The sequence below is a fragment of the Candidatus Beckwithbacteria bacterium genome (assembly GCA_012797845.1).
In the GTDB taxonomy this organism is placed as follows: domain Bacteria; phylum Patescibacteriota; class Microgenomatia; order UBA1400; family UBA1449; genus JAAZOH01.
On record JAAZOH010000039.1, the window covers coordinates 1 to 20,180 of the forward strand.

Annotated in this window: 20 protein-coding genes and 3 tRNA genes; 14 read left to right on the forward strand and 9 right to left on the reverse strand. The window is 36.7% G+C overall.

Annotated elements, in window-relative coordinates; translation table 11 throughout:
• Positions 1-270 precede the first annotated feature (270 nt).
• Positions 271-423 (forward strand): hypothetical protein, encoded by a 153-nt coding sequence (locus GYA49_04880; GenBank protein NMC36352.1) that lies wholly within the window; start codon positions 271-273, stop codon positions 421-423.
• A gap of 21 nt (positions 424-444) precedes the next feature.
• Here GYA49_04880 and GYA49_04885 read toward each other — a convergent pair whose 3' ends face one another.
• From GYA49_04885 to GYA49_04895, 3 genes are all read right to left on the reverse strand, one after another.
• Entirely contained in the window at positions 445-1,866 is a 1,422-nt protein-coding gene (locus GYA49_04885) for a phosphomannomutase/phosphoglucomutase (protein ID NMC36353.1), read from the reverse strand.
• A 70-nt stretch (positions 1,867-1,936) separates the two neighbouring features.
• On the reverse strand, positions 1,937-2,623 hold the full coding sequence (locus GYA49_04890) for a hypothetical protein (protein ID NMC36354.1): 687 nt from the start codon (positions 2,621-2,623) through the stop codon (positions 1,937-1,939).
• A 42-nt stretch (positions 2,624-2,665) separates the two neighbouring features.
• A complete protein-coding gene (locus tag GYA49_04895; GenBank protein ID NMC36355.1) occupies positions 2,666-3,793 on the reverse strand; it encodes a hypothetical protein in 1,128 nt (375 codons plus the stop codon).
• A 31-nt stretch (positions 3,794-3,824) separates the two neighbouring features.
• Here GYA49_04895 and GYA49_04900 point away from each other — a divergent pair, with 31 nt between their 5' ends.
• On the forward strand, positions 3,825-4,127 hold the full coding sequence (locus GYA49_04900; protein ID NMC36356.1) for a hypothetical protein: 303 nt from the start codon (positions 3,825-3,827) through the stop codon (positions 4,125-4,127).
• On the opposite strand, the gene ruvB is transcribed toward GYA49_04900, so the two are convergent.
• The gene (ruvB, locus tag GYA49_04905) at positions 4,124-5,116 is read right to left on the reverse strand and encodes a Holliday junction branch migration DNA helicase RuvB (GenBank protein NMC36357.1); all 993 of its coding nucleotides are present in this window, start codon (positions 5,114-5,116) and stop codon (positions 4,124-4,126) included. The two genes, GYA49_04900 and ruvB, sit on opposite strands and share 4 nt — an antisense overlap.
• A 57-nt stretch (positions 5,117-5,173) precedes the next feature.
• On the reverse strand, positions 5,174-5,746 hold the full coding sequence (gene ruvA, locus GYA49_04910; protein ID NMC36358.1) for a Holliday junction branch migration protein RuvA: 573 nt from the start codon (positions 5,744-5,746) through the stop codon (positions 5,174-5,176).
• 60 nt (positions 5,747-5,806) lie between these two features.
• Here ruvA and GYA49_04915 point away from each other — a divergent pair, with 60 nt between their 5' ends.
• The 5 genes from GYA49_04915 to GYA49_04935 all read left to right on the forward strand — a co-directional run bounded on the left by GYA49_04915 (position 5,807) and on the right by GYA49_04935 (position 11,807).
• The gene (locus GYA49_04915; GenBank protein NMC36359.1) at positions 5,807-7,435 is read left to right on the forward strand and encodes a hypothetical protein; all 1,629 of its coding nucleotides are present in this window, start codon (positions 5,807-5,809) and stop codon (positions 7,433-7,435) included.
• The gene (locus GYA49_04920) at positions 7,425-7,781 is read left to right on the forward strand and encodes a hypothetical protein (GenBank protein ID NMC36360.1); all 357 of its coding nucleotides are present in this window, start codon (positions 7,425-7,427) and stop codon (positions 7,779-7,781) included. Before GYA49_04915 ends, GYA49_04920 begins: the two co-directional genes overlap by 11 nt.
• Positions 7,782-7,832: 51 nt before the next feature.
• Positions 7,833-8,963, forward strand: a complete 1,131-nt coding sequence (locus tag GYA49_04925) for a hypothetical protein (protein ID NMC36361.1) — start codon at positions 7,833-7,835, stop codon at positions 8,961-8,963.
• 65 nt (positions 8,964-9,028) lie between these two features.
• A complete protein-coding gene (locus GYA49_04930; GenBank protein NMC36362.1) occupies positions 9,029-10,984 on the forward strand; it encodes an acyltransferase in 1,956 nt (651 codons plus the stop codon).
• A gap of 139 nt (positions 10,985-11,123) precedes the next feature.
• Entirely contained in the window at positions 11,124-11,807 is a 684-nt protein-coding gene (locus GYA49_04935) for a hypothetical protein (protein ID NMC36363.1), read from the forward strand.
• Here GYA49_04935 and GYA49_04940 read toward each other — a convergent pair.
• From GYA49_04940 to GYA49_04950, 3 genes are all read right to left on the reverse strand, one after another.
• Positions 11,804-13,366, reverse strand: a complete 1,563-nt coding sequence (locus GYA49_04940; protein NMC36364.1) for a hypothetical protein — start codon at positions 13,364-13,366, stop codon at positions 11,804-11,806. The two genes, GYA49_04935 and GYA49_04940, sit on opposite strands and share 4 nt — an antisense overlap.
• 308 nt (positions 13,367-13,674) lie before the next feature.
• Complete coding sequence (locus tag GYA49_04945; protein ID NMC36365.1) at positions 13,675-14,142, reverse strand: hypothetical protein; 468 nt, start codon at positions 14,140-14,142, stop codon at positions 13,675-13,677.
• 10 nt (positions 14,143-14,152) lie between these two features.
• Positions 14,153-14,225, reverse strand: a tRNA-Lys gene (locus tag GYA49_04950).
• Between the two features lie 75 nt (positions 14,226-14,300).
• Here GYA49_04950 and ruvC point away from each other — a divergent pair.
• The 5 genes from ruvC to GYA49_04975 all read left to right on the forward strand — a co-directional run bounded on the left by ruvC (position 14,301) and on the right by GYA49_04975 (position 17,705).
• Entirely contained in the window at positions 14,301-14,780 is a 480-nt protein-coding gene (ruvC, locus tag GYA49_04955; GenBank protein ID NMC36366.1) for a crossover junction endodeoxyribonuclease RuvC, read from the forward strand.
• 27 nt (positions 14,781-14,807) lie between these two features.
• On the forward strand, positions 14,808-15,926 hold the full coding sequence (locus GYA49_04960; GenBank protein NMC36367.1) for a class F sortase: 1,119 nt from the start codon (positions 14,808-14,810) through the stop codon (positions 15,924-15,926).
• Positions 15,927-15,999: 73 nt separating this feature from the next.
• Positions 16,000-16,071: transfer RNA gene (locus tag GYA49_04965), tRNA-Glu, on the forward strand.
• A gap of 8 nt (positions 16,072-16,079) precedes the next feature.
• On the forward strand, positions 16,080-16,814 hold the full coding sequence (locus GYA49_04970; protein ID NMC36368.1) for a hypothetical protein: 735 nt from the start codon (positions 16,080-16,082) through the stop codon (positions 16,812-16,814).
• A 9-nt stretch (positions 16,815-16,823) separates the two neighbouring features.
• The gene (locus tag GYA49_04975; protein ID NMC36369.1) at positions 16,824-17,705 is read left to right on the forward strand and encodes a DMT family transporter; all 882 of its coding nucleotides are present in this window, start codon (positions 16,824-16,826) and stop codon (positions 17,703-17,705) included.
• A 1-nt stretch (position 17,706) separates the two neighbouring features.
• Here the strand turns inward: GYA49_04975 and GYA49_04980 are convergent, their stop codons facing one another.
• Positions 17,707-19,473, reverse strand: coding sequence for an ABC transporter ATP-binding protein (locus GYA49_04980; GenBank protein ID NMC36370.1), 1,767 nt, complete (start codon positions 19,471-19,473; stop codon positions 17,707-17,709).
• A gap of 242 nt (positions 19,474-19,715) precedes the next feature.
• On the opposite strand from GYA49_04980, the gene GYA49_04985 reads away from it, so the two are divergent.
• Positions 19,716-19,787: transfer RNA gene (locus GYA49_04985), tRNA-Arg, on the forward strand.
• 42 nt (positions 19,788-19,829) lie between these two features.
• Positions 19,830-20,180, forward strand: a complete 351-nt coding sequence (locus tag GYA49_04990) for a hypothetical protein (GenBank protein ID NMC36371.1) — start codon at positions 19,830-19,832, stop codon at positions 20,178-20,180.

Sequence of the window (20,180 nt, forward strand, 5' to 3'; positions counted from 1 at the left end):
CTGAGGCACTCGGCAACACATGTTTTTCATCGGACAAAACCGAACTTGGGAAATTTCTCTAATGGCTGAGATTTTTTTCCAGATATTGGAAAACAACCTGAAAAAGATTCAGGAAAAGCTCTTATTTATTTTTTAAAAAGTGCTTGTGGTTGTTGGGTGTCTCGGTTTTGATTTTTTAAAAACGTATTTTTAAAAAACAGGAAATAGAAAACTTGGTAACAAAAAAGAACCTTGGTAGAATATTTAAATTATTAAAATGCAAAATATGATATGTCGCAAGCTAAAGAAAGTGATGCCTTAAGTAGTTTGGATTTTTGGACAGATGTAAACCCTAGTTCTGCGGGACAAACCCCTGATTGGTACATAGAGGCGCGAAGAACTCAGGATTTACAGGATGCACAGCAAACAAGCGATGCAAGCTAAGGCTATAAAAACATCTGCATATTAATCCAAGGCATCAGTATTGACACCACTGGCAAAGTCAATCTCTTTGTATCTTTGTAAAATTTTCTTTATTTCTACTTTGAGTTTGTCATATTCAGTCTGTTCTTTAGCTTCGAATTTGACGGTAATATAAGGCCCATTTTGCGAGGCTCTAACGATAATCATGGCAGTTTTAGTATCAGCCCGAATACCGTCAATGCTGACATACGAAGCTTGAGGCATTAATTTTTTAACCTCATCTGTGATTTCATTAGCAATAAGCTCAAACTTGCGATCATCAGGGCAGCCAAATTTGATTTCCGGACTGGAAATATATTTGGGTAAACTATCAACCGCTTCAGCTAAAGTCTGGTTGGTATTAGCTAGATAGGATAATAAACGTAAGCTGGCAACTGCACCATCATCATGGCCCATAAAATTATCCATGAAGAAAAAGTGACCGGATAGTTCACCGCCAAAAGGAGAGCGTTCTTCTTTGACTTTTGCTTTGATAAATGAGTGACCAGTTAGCCACATAACGGGTTTACCGCCAGCAGCTGTGATGACATCATCAACCTGTTTTGAACACAGAGTGTTGTAAATAATTGGACTGCCAGGTAAATGTTTGATCACGTCTTTGGCAAAAAGAGATACCAAATTGTCATTCCAAACCGTGCGGCCTTTATTGTCTACGATGCCTAAACGGTCACCATCAGCATCATAAGAAAAACCAGCGTCAGCTTTAGCTTTTAATATGCCCTCACTGAGTCGTTCCAGGTTTTCCCGCTCAGTCGGATCGGGGGTACCGCTAGGAAAATTCCCATCCAGCTTAGTATTTTGCTCAATGACGGTATGGCCTTGAGCTCGTAATAATTTAGGGATAAAAGCTCCGGGAGTGCTATTGCAAGTATCAACGACAATGGTATATTTTTTACTAACTGGAATTAGGTTTAGTAAATATTTTTCATAGGCCGGATAGACATCATCCTGACGGACACTACCTTTTTGATCCCAGTCCTCAAATTCTTCTTCCTGAGCTAGTCTTCTAATTTCCTGAACTTCTTCTCCGATTAGGGTATCTGAATAGCCCACTCCCAATTTAAAACCGTTGTATTCTTTGGGGTTATGAGAAGCTGTGACCATAATCCCAGCTTTACTCAGGTAGTGGTAGCTACTAAAGTAAATAATTTGCGATAAGGTCAGACCAATATCAATAACTTCAAAACCACAGTCAACTAGTTGTTTAATGGCAGTAGCATGAATTCTGGGTCCGCTTAAACGATTGTCATGACCAATAGTAACCCGACGGATTTGCCGCCTATACAAAAAAGTGGCATAAGCTTTCATGATTAGCTGGACATTTTCATCAGTTAGTTCTGTTTCGGCGATAGCCCTGATATCGTAGCCGCGGAAAATATGGGAAGGAACATTGTTTTTAGGCATACATATTTCCAAACCAAACCCAGGGTCTATGAAAATAGATCCTGAATCAAGTTTAGGATAATAACGTGTTTTACAGTTGTGCTAGCCAGATAGCTAAATGCCAAGCCAAAGGCATGATAGTTTGGCCAGTCTTAATAGACTTATCAATCATGTAGAGTTTTCGATAACTTGTCAAGAGTTCGTCTTTGTTAAAGGCTTGCGCTTGTTTTTGCCATTTCCCTAGCATCCAAGGAGCGCCACTGACTTTTTCACCTTCAGCTAGTAAAAGTAACAGTCTAATTTGTCTCACAATCATAGCAAAAATAAACTCAGCTGGTTCATTGATAAGAGCAGTTTCTAGGGTTTGCAAGGCTTGAGATTTGGTTTGGGGAGTGATTTGTTCAACTAGTTTAAAAATAATAACTGGGGTTTTAAACTCCTTTACTTGAGTTTTGGCCGGTAAGTTGCGTTGCAAAATTTTGCCAATCGGTTTTTTTTCCCAAAAAATCAAACCATCATCAGCTTCATATTTTTTGAGCCAAGCAAAAATTCGTTCCAATTCAGCAGATTTAAGTCGGCTAAATAAATTTTCAATAATGACTAGTTTTTCGCCACCAAATAAAGAATTGGAAGTCAGATTTTGAATCAAGTCAGTTTGATCAAGTTTAGTGCCATCTAGCCAAATACGTTCGACTCCATTTTTTTTGGCTTGATCAGTTAAATTCTTGAGAAAATTGCGCGAAGCTAGTTGGTAGTCACCATGAAGCAGATAAATCATAGTAACAGCAGCATAGGAGAAAATTGAAGTTTTGGCAAGGATTTAAAAGCCAAAGAGGCGATGAAGCTCAGCTTTAAATTGTTCCTGAAAATCAGAAGAAGGGGACTCCGGGGGAACATAACTACTTTCTCCCAAAACTTTGGTAGTAGTTTTTTTAGCCTGATTACTGGTAGCTAGTTTGGGCTGACCGGCTGATTTTTTGATATCAAACAAAGCTTGGTATTGTGGTTTTGGTTTTTTATCTTTGTCTAAAAGTGAAAAAGGAGCAAAAGGGCCATCACCGGCAAAAAGAGTAAAAGGGGTAACAGTAATAATTTCCTTCTTATCCCAGGTAGTGAGAAAGGCGCCTTTGAGATAATCAGCTACTACTTGGTCACTAAGTTTTTCATTACTCCAACCGGTTTCAGTAATAAAAACTGGCAAGTTGGGAGCGCCTAAAGTTTTAATAAAATCAAGTTCATAATTAAAACTGTTAATACTTGATTCGTGATTATCAGTTGGCTTGCCGGAAAAACCCGGGTTTGGATAGCTGTGAGAGGCCCAGCCATCAAGTTTTTTAAAAACTTGCGGTTGAGAAAGGTACATGCGGTACAGGTAAGTTTTCCAATTCATGTGCTGACCATCAGTGGGAGCAGCCATGTCTAGGCCAGCTGCCATGACAAAAAAGTTTTGATTGCGTTTTTTAAAAGTCTCAATAGTTGAGCTTAAGACATCAGCATAATCACCAGGATTTACCTGACCACCCCATTCTGTAGCATGATTGGTTTCGTTGTAGATAACGACATAACGGTTTTGAGTGGGCCAGTCTAAATCATTTAAAAAATTGGCAAAATCAATCTGGTCAAAAAAAGTCGGGTGAGACCAACCACCTCCCTCCATAGTAGTGGCTAAACGGATGATGGGAATAATTTTCAGGTTTTTAGCCTTATGCATAAAATCATTCCATTTTTCGCGGTCTCGATCATCGGAGCGAATTGGAACGGTCACATAGCCCCAGGAACCACCATTGCTATTAACCAGTTTAGCTGCTTCTTCCAGTTCATCAGCATCAAAAATATGGACACCAAAACGGTTATTACTAATATCTTGAGGGTTAGTAATGGCAAAAACCTGATTAGTAAAAAAAATAGTCAATAATGCTACAATAACAATATATTTAAAAATATTCATATCTCTATTGTAGCAGGGAAAGGCAAGTAAAATGAAAGAACAGATTGGTGAATTTGATAGAAACTTTATTTTCAGAACAGCTGTTAGAGAAATTGTTAACAGGCAAATTTTTGCTGGTTATGTTGATTGTGTAACTTTGTTACAGATGCTTGATGAGGGAAATAATGAAGAGCAAGAAAAAAAAGAAAGTATAAGAAGGGAGTTGGTAAATTACCTTGATTGGATTGATCCATTAAAAGAAGCCTTGTTAAAATCAGCTGACTTTTGGCAGTTTTATGGAGAGCATATAAATGAAATCTTAGCCCAAGAACTTGATATAGAAAAAGCAGCCTAAGAATTCTGCTTGATTCCTAAATATTCAAAAGCCTTTTTAGTAGCCACTCGGCCTTGGCGAGTCCGTTTGACCATGCCCAACTGCATCAGATAGGGTTCAGCTACTTCTTCGATAGAAGCAGCATCATCAGCCATAGTGGTAGCTAGAGTTTCCAGACCCACTGGACCGCCGCTATATTTTTGGCATAGGGTTTGTAAATAAATCCGGTCAGAGTGATCAAGACCCAAATCGTCTATTTCTAAAACCTGTAAAGCTTTATCTAGGATAGCTAAGTCAATTGTTTTCAAGCCATCAACTTGAGCAAAATCCCGAACCCGTTTTAAAAGCCGATTAGCGATTCTAGGAGTTTGCCGGGCTCTTTTAGCTAACTCCCTAGCTGCAGCTTCATCAATAGCCAGTTTTAAAATCGAGGCTGAGCGGCTAATAATTTTGCGCAAATCGGTCTCATCATAAAACTGCAGTTTATACACAGCTCCAAAGCGGTCTCGTAAGGGAGAGGCAATCGCGCCAATCCGAGTCGTAGCGCCAATAATGGTAAAGTGAGGCAGGTCAAGTCGCAACGTCCTGGCAGCTGGACCTTTGCCAACTACGATATCTAAACAAAAATCTTCCATGGCTGGATAAAGAGTTTCTTCCACGGTTTTATTAAGTCGGTGGATTTCATCGATAAATAAAATGTCGCCTTCTTGGAGGTTAGTCAAAATGGCAGCTAGATCACCTGATTTTTCGATAGCTGGTCCGGAAGTAATTCTGATTGAAACTCCCATTTCTGAAGCGATCACGTTAGCCAGAGTAGTTTTTCCCAATCCGGGTGGGCCGTAAAAAAGAGTGTGATCAATGGGTTCGCCACGTTTTTGAGAAGCAGCAATTAAAACTTCCAAATTTTTTTTAATCTGATTTTGACCAGTAAAGTCAGAAAGACGCTTAGGTCTTAATGTGTCTAATAATGGCTCGGTTGATGCTTGAGGTTTAGTCTGTTTTTTTGGCAAGCTAAAAGCTAAAAGCTAAAAGCTAAAAGTTTTTACTTTTTACTTTTTACTTTTTAGTCACTTTCCCAATGTTTGTAAGGCTAGCTTTATTTGTTGTGACTCGGGGAGAGTAGTATCAATTTCTTTTAAAACTTTAATAATATCCCGCTTTAAAAAGCCAAAGCTTTGCAAGGCCATAATAACGTCTTCGGAAAATGAAGCCTCCTCTTGTTTTAAATCTAATTCTTGGGTGCTACCAATTTTGTTTTTTAGCTCAATAATGATTTTTTGAGCATTCTTTTTGCCTAGACCTTTAATAGTTGTGAAAAAATTCAAATCGGCCTGAATAATAGCTGTTCTGATTTGTTCAACATTACCTGCCGAAAGAATTGATAAAGCAATTTTGGGGCCCACGCCAGAAACCTCAATAATGGCCATAAAGATAGCTTTTTCTTCTTGCAAACTGAAACCATATAATTTGAGTTGATCTTCCCGAACGTGAGTGTAGACAAATAGTTCTAGCTCTTGATCCGCCTGGGTGCTTTGAATAATTTGACTAGGGCAAGTGAGTTCATAACCAACGGAATTGACATTAAGAATTAGTGTTTGAATTGACTTGGTAAGTATCTGACCTTTAAGATAGCCAATCATATATTACCACTATACAAGAAGATTTTTAAAAGTAAAATGTTTAAATCGTGGTGTGATACTATGATGATACGCATGAAAGATCGAGAAAACCTCTCATTACTTAAAAAATATTTAGACTGGATAATAGTGGGGTTAATTGTAGTCGCAGCTTACTTTTTACTTTCACCTCAAATCACTAAACCTTTTTATGGGCACCATGATTTTAATAGTAATATCTGGACGTTGATTGCCAAGAATAATCTTAAAGATGGTTTATTTTGTACCAAATTTGCTCAGAGCACAGCTTATTGGCCGGTGCAAAATTGCCAACACCGCTTTTATATGAATACGCCCTCATTGATGTCTTGGGTGGTAACTGGTTTTTATGCTTTGTTTGGTTTGGGTGAGTGGGTGGGCCGTTTACCTTTTGCCCTGCTTTCAACAGCTACAGCAATTTTGCTTTATTTTTTGGTGAAAAGACTGTATTCGTGGCGAGAAGGGGTTGGGGCTAGTTTTTTTATGATGGCAACACCAATGTTTCGCTATTTTGGCAAACTCATGACTCATGATGTGATTGCTTTGTTTGGTACTATTTTAGCTTTGTATTTATTTGTTTTATGGTTACAAAAGTCTAAAAATATATACCTTTATGCTTTATGGGCCACAGCTTTTTTGCTTGGTCTCACAGCTTGGATGGCTTACCCATTTTTTCTAGTATTGGCGGTATATACATTTATTGTTTATCGAAAAAAGTTTTTTTCAGTTTTACCAACCATCTTTATTTTAATTGCTACTTTTATAGCTCATCAGGTTCATATTAGATTGGCAGAAGGAGTTTGGAAAGCTGGGGAACTTTTCCAGCAATTTGCAGTCCGGACCAATTTAAGCTCAATTGTTGTGGTTTCTGAGGCCAAACAAGCTACGGCTGTATCTTTTTCTTTAAATCAATTTGTAGCACGGATTTTTGAATGGCTTAACAAGCTTTATACGTTGCCATTAGTTTTACTGGCATTAGCCTTTGGCTGCTTACTTATTTACAAACTATATAAAAAACAAAAGATTGGTTTTGCTGAGCAAATCATAGCTGTATTTGGCATTTTTGGTTTGATAAATATTTTGGTTTTTAGTGAATATGTGTATATTCATGATTTTTTGACTATCTATTTGGCGCCTTTTTTAGCTATGACCGCTGTTTATGGTTTGCAAAAACTTGCACAATATGCTGATATTGGCGCTGTCGAACAATGCATTATCGCTGTTTTTGGAATAATTGCCGTCTTCTTTTTAGGTAATTCGTACGCTCGAACCCTGCTTAACTCCAATCAAAATGAAGGTTTTTATTACCTGTCTTATATTATCCGCGACCAAGGTTTAGATAAAGCCTATTTGATTGAATCCAAAACCTATAGTGACCGCTATCCGATTTTATGGAATTATGATTATGGAGTTCGGCAGCTAGCCGGCCGTTATGATAATTTGGCAAGTTTTAAAAAAGATCAGCAAAACATCGAAAAAGAATTTGACTCTCTTATTTTTTCTTATAACGAGGAAATGGACCCTGCCTTGGTTAAATATTTGGAAAAAACATACAATCGGGAGACTGCCAACATTTTGATTAGTAAGACTTTTCAACAAGAGAAACGGGTAATTTACTTTTTATATGATCTTCATAGTCAAAATACAAAAAATGAGCTAAGCTATGGATTTTAAAGTTATGCCAACCATGTCCTTTGGTAAATATCTTCTTTTGGTGGTTCTTTGTCTTGCAACTTTCTTACTTTCTTACCGCTTGCTGCAAATCAGAAGTCATTCTATGCATTTTGTTGACGAAGAAGATCATATGGTGTTTGCCAGCTATATGAATCAGGGTTATCGTTTGTACACTAATCTGTCATCAAATCATCAACCTCTTGTTTATGTCTTATCTCAATATACGCAAAAACTGCACCCTCCAGAAAATCTCCTAATGTTGATTAAAGGCCAACGTCAGGCAGTGTTTCTTTATAGTTTGGTTTGGTTGCTGGTATTTATTACATTTTTCCAGCTTAAAGGATGATTACTTTGTTTTTTCTTAGAAGCTTTTAAATACCTGTATTTAGGTAATTTAATGTTGGCTGAAAGTTTAGCTGTGTATCCACTGGCTTTTATTGCAATGATTGGCTTGCAATACTTATTTAATCAAAAGCCACCTTCGGTCGCTGCCAGTATTGTGGTTAGCTTGAGTAGTTTTTTAGTTTTTTTTACCCTAGTGCCGCTTTGGCCGCTTTTAGCAGTATTGCTGCTTACTCTTATTTTTTCGCTTAAAAAACCAGGCAAAATGATCTATTTACTAGTTCCGGGAGTTTTAGCTACCTTATTACTTTTTCTATTTATTTCACCTATAGATTGGTATCGGGAAACAGTTTTTAACAATATTGTCTATGCGATTCCAGAACTGAACGAAGTTAAAGGTTTGTCTGACTGGTTGGGCTTGGCGCTTTTTCCTTTTTTAGCTCCTTTTCAGGGCTTGAAAATCAATACCTTATTTATGAGCTATTTACTATCTGGGATAGTCTTGGCCACTGTTTTATTGGTAAGTAAAGATAAGAAAAATTTCAGTAAAGCAATTTTTGTTTTTTTCTGGCTTTTTTTGGCTAATACCCGTAGTACTAATGTTTCAGGAACTTTTTATGATGGTTTTCATCTTTTACCTTGGTTGGGGCTAATGATTGCAGTTTTTATTTTTATGCTTAGTAAAGCTTTAACAATTACATTCCGATTTGCCAAAGTAGTAAGCGCTGTTTTTTTAGTGCTTGGCCTATCGTTGCTTATCAATCCCCAAATGCCAATATATTGGCGATCTGATCCAGCTTATGAATACTATGTGAATTACTCTAACTTTGAGGATATCAATTTTGCTATTGCCCAATTTGCTAAAAAAAGTGATCGCCTGGCGGTTTTTACCAATGAATCGCTGATATACTGGCAGGCTGGGGTCAAACCAGCTACCAGACAAATTGTGTACTATGCCTGGGAAGAAAAAGTTCCTGACCTTAAAAAAGATCAAGATATCTTACTTTCAAGTCAGTTGCCAGAAATTATCTATGGTAGTAATCACCAGGATCTTTTAAAAAAGAGGTATCAAAATGTCTTAAAAAACGGGAATCCAACTGAACTTTTTGTGCTAAGTAAGCGAGCTGCTATGATTAATAAAAAGGAAAAAGAAGCTTTGGCTACGAGAGGTTTTAGTTTGAACTAGGTTTTTCCATTTTTAAATAAAGTCACTATATATTTTAAAGTAATACATAATTAGGAAGAATTTTCATGAAACAGAGATTAACAGCTTTAGATGGCTTAAGGGGTTTTGCTGCTTTTTCGGTCTTTCTTTCTCATAGTAATTTTGACATTAAGCTTTTTAGCTCTTTTCCTGTGTTGGTTTATCTTTTTAAATTTTTGCAGGTTGGCCCTAATTCGGTCCAAATCCTATTTGTTTTGTGTGGCTTTTTAATGGCTTATTTGTATTCAGAAATTCCCGACATAAAAATTTTTTATCAAAAAAGATATACCCGGATTTTTCCGGTTTTTGCAGTTATTTGCCTAGGTTTATTTAGCATGAGCCTTTTCAGACAATATAATACTTGGTTTGGGCGATTAATCTCCCTAGCTTTGATAGCTCTACTTTATAGTGGTTTATGGACATTAATAAGAAAACTAGACAAATCCTATCGTATTGGCAAAATTATTTTCTGGTTTTTTATACTGCTACAAATTGGCACCCTGCTTTTTGATATCTATATTATTCCTCATTTTACTAGTTACTCAGAAATAATCATGCCACCTCTGGCAAAGAATGTATTTACTTTTTTGACAAACCTTACTTTAAGCACACCATTTATTAAAAACTTTTCCGGATATTATGGTCATTTTTGGAGCTTAGCGCCTGAGGTGCTGTTTTATCTGCTTTTCCCATTGGTGGTTTTACCTTTACTTTTTCTCACCAAAAAAAAGTCATCGCTAGGGCCAATAGTGCTTCTTGTCATTATTAAAATTTTATTTGATCTGGATAAAGCCAGTTTTGCTTTCAATTCTTTAAGCGGTGTTCATTTTGGTCGAGGGACAGGCTTTTTATTTGGAGTATTAGTTGGGCATATATATCAAAACAAAGGTTATTTGTGGAAAAAAATTGAAAAAATATTTTCTCTACCTTTTGTTAATATCTTGCTACTACTGGCTTTTATTTTCATTCAAATTTCTGATGATTTGATCCGTCATGGTGCTAGTTACCAAATGCAAAATTGGTATTACTTAGTTTCTAGCTTTGTTATTGCCTTGCTTATTTTTGCAGCCATTATTCCCAAGACATTAGTGTGCCGGATTTTTTCTCATAAAATACTGATTTTTTATGGCTTAATTAGCTATTCTCTTTATCTTATTCATCCTATGGTGATTGAAAGTGCTGTCCAGATGTTTGACAAGCTAATGCCGTTTACTCTTAGTCAACAGCTGGTAAACTTGGGCCATTTGCTTATTTCTTTGCCTTTATCTACTGCTGTAGCTTTTGGCCTTTATTACCTAATTGAAAGATTGTATTTTACAGGTAAAGTTAAAATAAAGGCTATCCCAATAAGTAAACTTCAAAACAAAACATATTCTAAAAGTAGTATTGTTCTTGGATTTTTGATTGTTTGTTTTTTGACTTTTTTTATATATAGCGGTTCGTATGCTCCAAGTTTATTGGTGTATCGTCATAAAACTTCTGACAACTTTTTAAAGTTTAATGGTGAGCAGACACTGCTTAATAATAAAATCCAAATTCCGTTTCAGGCAAAAGAAGCTAATTTAGCAATCATTTACTTTACTATGCGCTATAGTAAGGATGCCTATCAAACTGCTCACTATAAAAAAGAGCCTGCTACTTTAGTGTTCCGGCTTTTGGATTCTGAAAAAAAATTGATCTTTGAATCTAAACGTAGTGCTTATGACATTGAAGGTGAGCCTCATTTTCCCTTTGCTACGCCACTGCTATCTGATTCGGCTGGCAAGCATTATTATGTTCAGTTGGAGCTACTGCATGGAGATAAGAATGATCAGGTTTTGGCAAACCTTTCTCATTCCGGTATGGTTAGCGCTTATAAAATTACTAAAAATGAACTGATAAAAAAACCATACATGTATGTGTTAAATCGATTCTTTTTTGTTTTGCAAAATCCAGATGCTCTATTTGTTTTGGCTTTTGCCGGCTTAGTTTCGTTTGCTTTAATAGTAGTAAAAAAAACTTAATAAAAAGCTTGATGACAAGCTTGGAAATTATTGTTATAGTAACTCAGCCTCATAAGCTAAAAATTATTAATCTAGTCACAAGCTGATTGATCGGATATATGATACATATTGTGTCGCAATCCCTTTTTCAGATTTTTATATGAAAGGTAGTGCTAAACCCGCAACTAGTAAGAAAAAAACTAAAAAGGAAACAGTTAAAGTTGTTCCTGAGGTTGTAGCTAGTGAGAAACCTACTCCAAAACCGATTAATAACACCTATATTGTCATTGCTTTGGTGGTAGTGGTTTTGCTTGGAGCTGGTTTAATGCTTAAAAACCAACTCATTGTAGCTACAGTTAATGGTCAAGCCATTACTCGTTGGACGCTAATATCCGAGCTGGAAAAACAAGGCGGTAAACAAACCTTGGAATCATTAGTGACCAAATCTCTAATTGCTCAAGAGGCTGTCAAAGAAAACATAACTGTTTCTGAGGATGAGGTAAATGTTGAGCTTGCTAAAATTGAAAAAAGTGTAGCTGATAGCGGTCAAAACTTTGAAGAATTACTGACTGCCCAAGGTCTTTCAAGAGCAGATTTGGCTGAACAAATTCGGATTCAAAAATTATTAGAAAAATTGGCTGGTAAGGATGTCAAGATTACTGATGCTGAGGTTGATAAATATATGACAGATAATGCCGACAGTTTGCCTGAAAGTACTGAACCAGCTAAGTTACGAGCTCAAATCAAAGAATCTTTGTTGCAGGATAAAATTTCTCAAGCTGTGCAGGCTTGGTTGGAAAGTGTCAAAGAAAAAGCTGACGTCAAGTATTTCTTAAATCTTTAATTTTTAGGATTATATTGGCACGACTTGCTAAATACCCCACTTGTATTAATACCAGTGGGGTAATTGTTAGTAAAGCAAGCCCCGCAAAATCCAGCATGCTTATATAACATTCCAGGGGTTGTGCCTTTAAGTTCATGGAGGCCATTGGCCGCAGTAATTAATTGCTTATGGCTTACGAAGCGTAAACTGTTGCACCCGATTTCCTGACGCATTTTTTCAATATTGCCTTTACAACGATTAGCAATTAAGTCGTCACTATTGGGAAAATCAATGCCCATAAAACACGGAGCGATGATAGGTGGGCAACCAACTCGGACATGGATTTGCTCAGCCTTGGCTTTGCGCAATGCTTTAACAATTTCTTTAATAGTGGTTGAACGGACAATTGAATCATCAATAATCACCACTTTTTTACCAGCAACAACATGTGGATCAGGGCGATGTTTTAAACTAGCCCGACCATTGCGATCAGTGGGGTGAATAAAAACCCGTCTAGCTGCATAATTGGCAATCAAACCAGCTTTAGGAATAAAAGTATTTATATAATCACCAAGTTGGTCTTTGTTAATACCTAATTTTTGCCAATGTTGGGCAACATAGCTAATCATAGCTTGAGCATAGCCTTCGACATAAATATTGCCAGAGTGTTGAATGGGAATAGTTACTTCTGGGAAAAACCCAGCCTTGATATCATCTTGAGCTAGACATGCTCCTAAAGTCCTTCTTGTTTGGGCTACTGAATGTTTAAAAAAATAACTATCAGGAGCAGCAAAATAAATTTGCTCAAAGATGCAGCGAGCAGTAGGAATACCATTTTGGTTTCTTTTGGATTTTTTTCTATCATCAATAAAAAAAGTTTTGACCCGATTGTCGTCAATAGTAATTCCTTCGCCTGGAGCAATTTCCCGAATCATGTTAACTCCAGCATTAGAAAAGAAATTATTCTCAGAAGCTACAATATAGCCATGTTGTGGAATTTCTCCCAAAATCAAGGGATGAAAACCCCAGGGATCACGGTAGGCAAAAAGCTGCCGATTGGCAGGGCTAATGATAATAAAATTAGCTGCACCCTCAGTATTTTCTAAAGCATGACGGATTCTGGTTTCAATGCTACGGCCCTTGCTGGAAAGTAAATATTTGAAAAAAATATCAGTGTCACTTTGAAAGTTTTTGCTAAGTGGAGTGTTAATTTTTTTTGCTAATTTTCGAGCATTAGTAATATTGCCGTTGTGAACTAAAATAAAGTCAGCGCTGGAAAAAGGTTGGTTGGCATCAGGATCGCCTGAGGTTGAGTAGCGAGTATGTCCCAAGCCAATAATAGGGCTTTTGTTGTCAATTTGTCTTGCTAAACTACCGTCTTCAAAAAGTCGTTCCACCGGGCCATCTTCACGGCGAATGAGCGTTAGCCCGTCACTAGAAAGGATATAGGCTCCACTACCTTCCTGGCCGCGATGTTGTAAGCCGTAAAGGCCTTGAAGAAGAAGCTTATATAAAAGGGCACTATTTGGTTTTTTGAGATAAATACCTACCAAGCCACAATGTTCTTTTGATTCTTCCATTGATGTGTTTTCAAGTAAAAATTAAATTTTAACTCTGTTGTCAAAATAACAGAAACATTATAAGACTGCAATAGGATGGTTGCAGCTATAAATCAAAATAACTATCTTTTATAGGATCAGAAAATGTATTATGATAAATAATAGTAATTCCAGAATCCCTCGCATTGTAATGATGTTAGCTTGGAACATAAAGTATTAATCACCAATCTGGAAAGGCTTATCAAATAAAAGGGGTTTAGGTGAGTGCCTGCGCAGTAAAGGGTAAGCAAAATAGTTTTATAAAAAAGATAATAGAATAATTATTAGGTTTAAGAATGATCTTCTTGTACTGACTTTAGAATTTCTGATGCCATCTTTATTGCTTTAGACATAGTAGCTAGGTTTGCTTTGATATCTGTGTGCGTAAGAGTTTGCATCTTTTTCTCTTTTAAATCCCAAAAAATTATTCCAGTTTCATTTGGGTTTTCATTTATTCCGATCAGGCTGTGTTTTGTTTGGTTTACTATTTTATTTACATTATGTAATAGATGTAATAATTTTGAGAGTTTGGGATGAGATTTTTTATTGTCGCGGATTATTCTGATAAAAGTACCAACCATACTGTCTTTTGGTAGCCCAATTCCCAGCTCTATAAAACAGGTTATGAGAATTAGGATAAGAGAATTAGTCAACATTATCACGTTAGTAATATATTCAGAAGCTCTCTGAAAATAAGCATCGTATTCACCGCGATAAGTATTTGGATCAATTTTTAGGAAGGTATAGTGGTCATTCATGAAGTTAATGTGAGCCAGCTGGGACTCGAACCCAGGACACCCTGCTTAAAAGGCAGGTGCTCTACCAACTGAGCTACTGGCCCGATTATTCAATTGTAGCTTGAATCTACCAATTGAGACAAGTTATTATACCAGCACAATAGTATATCAACAAATATATGAATATTCTTGGCATTGATCCTGGTTATGGCAGAGTAGGTTGGGGGGTTATTAGCAAAGATGGCAGTAAGACAAAGTATATTGACTGCAGCTGCTTCGAAACTAAAGTGGGCTTACCTTTTGCTCGCAGACTCGAGCTTATTTATGTAGAAATTACCACTATTATCAAAAAATTCGAGATTGAAGAAGTGGCGATCGAAAGTTTATTTTTTAATACCAATGCTAAAACAGCTATTTTAGCTGCTCATGCTCGGGGGGTGATAGTTTTAGCTGGAGTACAAGCTGGACTGCCGGTTTTTGATTACACACCTTTGCAAGTCAAGCAAGCCTTGCTTGGCTATGGTCGGGCTGAGAAAAAACAGGTTCAAACTATGGTGCAGTTTCAACTTCAACTCAAAGAAAAAGTTAAACAAGATGATGCCGCTGACGGCCTAGCAATTGCCCTGACGCATGCCTTTACCAATCAGAAGTTGCAATAAGTTTACTTTTTTGCGCACAATAGATATATGTTTAGTAGTATTAAAAAAATCGGACTTTTTTCCTGGAAACAGATTTTGCTGATTAATGTAATTTTGATTGTCATAATTTTGACAGTCTATGGTTTTATTTTTAATTCTGAAGTTGGTAGGTATAACTCTAAAACTGTAAAGCTGGCTCAAAACCCAGTTGCTTCACCGACTCCAACTCCGACTCCTAAACCGACTCCAATTCCGACTCGTATTATCATTCCTAAGATTAACGTGGATACCCAAGTAGTTCAGGTTGGTTTTGACGCCGAAACCGAAGAAATGGAAGTGCCTGAAGATGCGTCTCAAGTTGGTTGGTATATGTTTGGTGATGCTCCGGGCAAGTTAGGTAGCAGTGTTTTTAGCGGCCACTTGGATGTGCCAGGCGGTGCGCCAGCGGTTTTTTATAATCTTCGTAATCTACAAATTGGCGATACCTTTGAAGTTTATAACGATCAAAATGAAGTTTTGATTTATAAAGTTATCGAAGCTACAGATTATCCTTTGGACAATTTTCCTAAAGAAAAAATTTATGGTGAGCGGGATATTTCCCAAGTAGCTTTGGTAACTTGCTCAGGTTACTGGAATCCGGCGGCTCAACTTTATTCTCATCGGCGAGTAGTGATTGGCCAGCTCAATGCTTTAAATCAGCTGGCTGCAGTTAGTGTGCGAGAAGCTAAATCTGAGCAATATTGGCAAGAGCCTTTTGCTGAAGCTATTTATCCCCGAGTTGAAGAGGCGATTGGGCCATATCTACGTAGCGAAGTGATTGACGGTATGATGACTATTTTTCTAGCTAGTGATGGTCAGGATTTTCAAGCTATCCAATTTGATCTTCTGGCTCAAAATACATTAAGTAAACAAGATATTATTATTAGTCAAAGTTTTGATAGTTGTGAGATAGAAGAAAAAAGCAATGGCCTTAGGGTAACATTATTTGATGTAAACCAAGATGAAAATGATCAATCGTTTAACTCTCAAAATAACGAGGTTAAAATTGCTGCCTTGCCAGTTAGTATCGGATTTATAAAAATAGAAAACGTTTTAGTTTGGGTAAAATCTAAAGAGAGTAAAACGCTTACAACTACGTATATTTCAGCTATTAATCAGGGTGAATAAGTCAAGCTGTTTTCCTGGGATTTTTTTTGTATAATATCATGGTCAAAATTAGCTTTTTGACAATTGAAAATTTGGCCCCTTCGTCTATCGGTTAGGACATGAGGTTTTCATCCTCAAAAGGCGGGTTCGATTCCCGCAGGGGTCACAAAGAGTATGAGTAAACAAAATAACGACTTCTTTCAACCAATAATTTCAGTTTTTGGTTTAGCAATATCCATATTAACTACTTTGCTTCCATTGTTTAATCAAAATTTTGTTACAAGACTTTTTATAAATAAAGAATTAATAAAACCTTTCTCTTTTATTGCTTTCACTATAGGCATTGCGATTGTATGGATTATTTGGAATTTTCATCCATATCCATATATAAATATTTGGAAGGTGAAAAAAAATGATCTTATTAGTTATAAAATAAGGTTACAAACACACCATATATTGTGGTTGTTAGTTTTGCTAATAATATTCTTTTCTTCATCATTTTTCTACATAGGCTTAATAGCATTCAATAAGGAACCAATTATTATCTGGTTGTCAATTTTACAATCATTGCTTTATATGTTTTTCTTCTTAACTTTAATTTCAATTTTTGCATTTTTATTCATACAGAGCAAAATGAGGTTTGAAAATAAAGAAAATCAAAGCAATCTTCCTTTTATCGTTTTTGAAACACTAGATAAAAATCGGTTAGTTAAACCTGGAATTGAGGTTTATGAAAATATATTGATTTCCTTTCAGGATGCTCAACGATATGAATTGCAACCAAATATATATAGAAAATTCAAAGTTATTACACAGCCAAAGAAAAAAGAAGTGCTTGAATTTATAACAAGTATGGATGGTAAGGAAATAGTTAAAATTCTAAAGAAGGAGAGCTTAAGCGAGCATTAATATAAGTATATGTTGCCTTATGTGGGTTTATCACTTTTAGCAGCGTTTGCGTTTGCTTTTTCAAGTATTAGCCAAAAACTGGCTAGCAAGCATGGTATTGTCAATCATTGGGTCTTTTTGGTTTACTACTATTTGACCTATGTGCCTTTTTTGCTGATGATTCCGGTTTTGTTTCCAGTCAGTTTTCCTAGTGGGAATTGGCTTTTGATTTTTCTGTATGCTCTGGCTTTTTTTGTTGGTAATATTTTTTTCACTACTGCTATTTATAAAGTTGATGTTTCGACTTTTGCACCTTTTTTCCAGCTGCAATCAGCCTTTATTGCTATTTTAGCTTTTGCTTTTTTAGGCGAACGCTTTAGTTCTATTAATTACCTTCTGATTGCAATTATGATTTTGGGCTCAATTTTGGTTTCCATGGATGAAAAAATGTCTATCAAAAACTACTTTAGCCTGGCTACTTTTCTAATTATTTTGCAGCAAATTTGTCATGCCTTATCTAATTTAGCGGCTGGCACTGCATTAAAGACGCTTAACTCTTTTACTTTTATGTTTTGGGGTGATTTGATCAGTATGTTTTTTGTCCTAGCTCTAATTCCGATAATTGGCTTTAAAAATTTTAAAATTCCTTTTGCTAAAATCAAACCGCTGTTTGCTAGTGGTCTTTTTTCAACTATTGGTGCGCTTTCTCTTTTTAGTGCCTTTGCCTATAATGTGACTTTATCTTCGGCTTTATCACTACTAACTTCACCAATTGTGCTGATTGTTAGCGTTTTAGCTTCATGGAAACTGCCGGATTTGCTAGAAAAACATACACTGCGAGTTTATGGTATTAGAGCTATTGGAGTTTTGCTCATTTTGGCTGCAGCTATAAAACTGGCTTTAGTGAGCTAACTTACTCTAGCTCCCACTCTTTCAAAAGCTCCTGTTGGCCGGATTGGATTGCAAAGAGTGAAGCATAGAGACCTTTTTTGGCAAGCAGTTGCTCATGATTGCCCATTTCTAAAATCCCACCATCACCAAGTACGATAATACAATCTGCTTTTTGGATGGTTGATAAGCGGTGAGCGATGATGATACTAGTACGGCCTTTGGTGATCTTTTCCAAAGCTTGTTGGATAAGCATTTCTGAGTGACTATCTAAAGCACTGGTAGCCTCATCCAAAACCAAAATGGGTGGGTTTTTCAAAATAACTCGAGCTAAGCTTAAGCGCTGTTTTTGGCCACCGGAAAGGGTGACACCCCGTTCGCCAATTTTAGTTTTATACCCTTTAGGTAGAGCTTTGATAAACTCATGAGCATGAGCCACCTGGCAAGCTATTTTCATTTGAGCCAAGGTAGCTTTAGGGTTACCGTAACGTAGGTTTTCCTCAATAGTTTCGGCAAAAAGGTATGGCTCTTGAGTGACGAAACCGATATTACGGCGCAAGGCTTTTAGATCAATTTTTTTAATATCATGACCGTCAATCAAAATCTTACCTTTTTGGACATCATAAAAACGATTAATAAGATCAGCCACCGTAGTTTTACCGGCTCCGGATTTACCAACCAGAGCACAGGTTTGACCAGGAGTAATGTCAAAGCTCACTTTGTCAAAAACCGCAGCCCCTTTAGCATAAGCAAAACTGATGTGATCAAAAGTGATGCGGCCACTAATCTCATTGAATGGTAGTGGGTGTTTTGGCGAAACAATATCCGGCTTTTGATCTAATATCCCAAAAAACTCCCGGGCGCCAATTTGAGCCCGCTTAGCTTCCCAAAAGACCCAATTGAGTAACCAGAGCGGTTCTCTAATAATGTAAATATAAGACAGGACTAAGACCATAGTTCCCAAAGAAAACTGGCCTTTAAAGGTCAGATAGACAACCCAAGCATAAACCACCCAAATCCAGGCTTCTAAAAATAGATCAGTAAAGACAAAAATATTATGGTTACGCTCAGCTTTTTTACGAATAGTAAATATTTTTTTATTAAATTTTTGTAGCCGTTTTAGCTCAAAGGCTTCGGCTACAAAAGATTTAATAATTTTGGCTGAGGAAATAGTTTCCCAGAAATGACCATATTGATTGTCATAAAGCAAGTTTTCACTATGCTCCAACTTTTCATTTTTGCGGAAGCGCCAATAGTTAAACAAAGCTACGGGAATAAAAACCAGTACAATTGATAATCCAATCCAAAAATTAAAATTCATGACAATAATCAAGCCAATAATGGCAGCGACCAGATTTGGCAAAAAGTGCATGCCGGAATTATTGATAATCTGGGTAATTTGAGTACTACCGCGGTCAAGTTGGCTCATGAGTTGGCCAGACTGTTTTTCATTGAAATACCGTTGGGACAGAGATAGTAAGTGTTCAAAGCCTTGTTCTCTTAAGGAAAACCTAAGCTTGTAAGTAAATAAGGTAGCTAAATGCCAAGAAAACCTATTTACTAAAACATTGAGCAATTTAACGACCAGATAAATTCCTAGGAACAAAACAATGGTTTTGGGGATAGTTCCTTGATAATTTTGACCTTGATTAACGATGGCGTCGGTGATTTGTTTGAGCACAATCGGCTCAGCCTGGCTTAATCCGGATATGACCAAGATTAACAAGCTAATGACAACAATCTGTTTCCAGTAAGGTAGCGCCAGGTTTGCTATGCGCTTAAAATAGTTCATATATTTTATATAACTGATTTGTAGCTAAAAATTGGGTTTCGAACCGGAGGATAAGGACGAAAAGCTAAGGTGTTTTTCCAGAATTTTGGGCGCAAAAAATCCCCAGTTCAATGGGTTATCAATTGAATATGGATGGGGAAATTCCAGCCTGACGCTATTATAACCCAAGTTTTTATAATTTGCACCCCTTATTGAAGAAAAAGATAATAAAAGCTAAAATGCAGTTTGTAGGTTTAAGCTATGCGCTCATAGTTTAATGGATAGAACAAGGGCCTTCTAAGCCCTCGATGGAGGTTCGATTCCTCCTGGGCGCACAACCTAAACTGTTAAAAACAAAAATTTACAGTTATAAATATATGGGTGTCGAAATAAAATTTGAGGATTGTTTAATTGCTATTGATGATCAAGGTGTTGTTGATGCCTTGTGTGTTTTGCTGAAACCAACAGATCGAAATAATATAGTGGCTGATAGGGAAAGAAGACTTTATGCTGCTAGAATTATAGATGAATTTACATTACAACAACCTGGAGAAATAGGTCAAGCGATAAGTCAATATTTGGCTGGTGATACCTCTTTGTGTCCACGCTCAACAAGACTTGACCCAAATAGAATAGATCAACGCCATGAAAGTCATACGTATCCAATCCACCCCGGTTCACCTGGGGCTGGAACAGGTTCTCAAAGAAAGAGTAATTATAGATATTGA

Bases quoted from the DNA above. Each gene is read 5' to 3' on its own strand.
- GYA49_04975 (NMC36369.1), top strand. From the start codon at position 16,824: ATGTTGCCTTATGTGGGTTTATCACTTTTAGCAGCGTTTGCGTTTGCT.
- GYA49_04885 (NMC36353.1), bottom strand. From the start codon at position 1,866: ATGCCTAAAAACAATGTTCCTTCCCATATTTTCCGCGGCTACGATATC.
- GYA49_04980 (NMC36370.1), bottom strand. From the start codon at position 19,473: ATGAACTATTTTAAGCGCATAGCAAACCTGGCGCTACCTTACTGGAAA.
- GYA49_04880 (NMC36352.1), top strand. From the start codon at position 271: ATGTCGCAAGCTAAAGAAAGTGATGCCTTAAGTAGTTTGGATTTTTGG.
- GYA49_04930 (NMC36362.1), top strand. From the start codon at position 9,029: ATGAAACAGAGATTAACAGCTTTAGATGGCTTAAGGGGTTTTGCTGCT.
- GYA49_04945 (NMC36365.1), bottom strand. From the start codon at position 14,142: ATGAATGACCACTATACCTTCCTAAAAATTGATCCAAATACTTATCGC.
- GYA49_04990 (NMC36371.1), top strand. From the start codon at position 19,830: ATGGGTGTCGAAATAAAATTTGAGGATTGTTTAATTGCTATTGATGAT.
- GYA49_04940 (NMC36364.1), bottom strand. From the start codon at position 13,366: ATGGAAGAATCAAAAGAACATTGTGGCTTGGTAGGTATTTATCTCAAA.
- GYA49_04970 (NMC36368.1), top strand. From the start codon at position 16,080: ATGAGTAAACAAAATAACGACTTCTTTCAACCAATAATTTCAGTTTTT.
- ruvA (NMC36358.1), bottom strand. From the start codon at position 5,746: ATGATTGGCTATCTTAAAGGTCAGATACTTACCAAGTCAATTCAAACA.
- GYA49_04900 (NMC36356.1), top strand. From the start codon at position 3,825: ATGAAAGAACAGATTGGTGAATTTGATAGAAACTTTATTTTCAGAACA.
- ruvC (NMC36366.1), top strand. From the start codon at position 14,301: ATGAATATTCTTGGCATTGATCCTGGTTATGGCAGAGTAGGTTGGGGG.
- GYA49_04920 (NMC36360.1), top strand. From the start codon at position 7,425: ATGGATTTTAAAGTTATGCCAACCATGTCCTTTGGTAAATATCTTCTT.
- GYA49_04895 (NMC36355.1), bottom strand. From the start codon at position 3,793: ATGAATATTTTTAAATATATTGTTATTGTAGCATTATTGACTATTTTT.
- GYA49_04925 (NMC36361.1), top strand. From the start codon at position 7,833: ATGTTGGCTGAAAGTTTAGCTGTGTATCCACTGGCTTTTATTGCAATG.
- GYA49_04890 (NMC36354.1), bottom strand. From the start codon at position 2,623: ATGATTTATCTGCTTCATGGTGACTACCAACTAGCTTCGCGCAATTTT.
- GYA49_04915 (NMC36359.1), top strand. From the start codon at position 5,807: ATGATGATACGCATGAAAGATCGAGAAAACCTCTCATTACTTAAAAAA.
- GYA49_04935 (NMC36363.1), top strand. From the start codon at position 11,124: ATGAAAGGTAGTGCTAAACCCGCAACTAGTAAGAAAAAAACTAAAAAG.
- GYA49_04960 (NMC36367.1), top strand. From the start codon at position 14,808: ATGTTTAGTAGTATTAAAAAAATCGGACTTTTTTCCTGGAAACAGATT.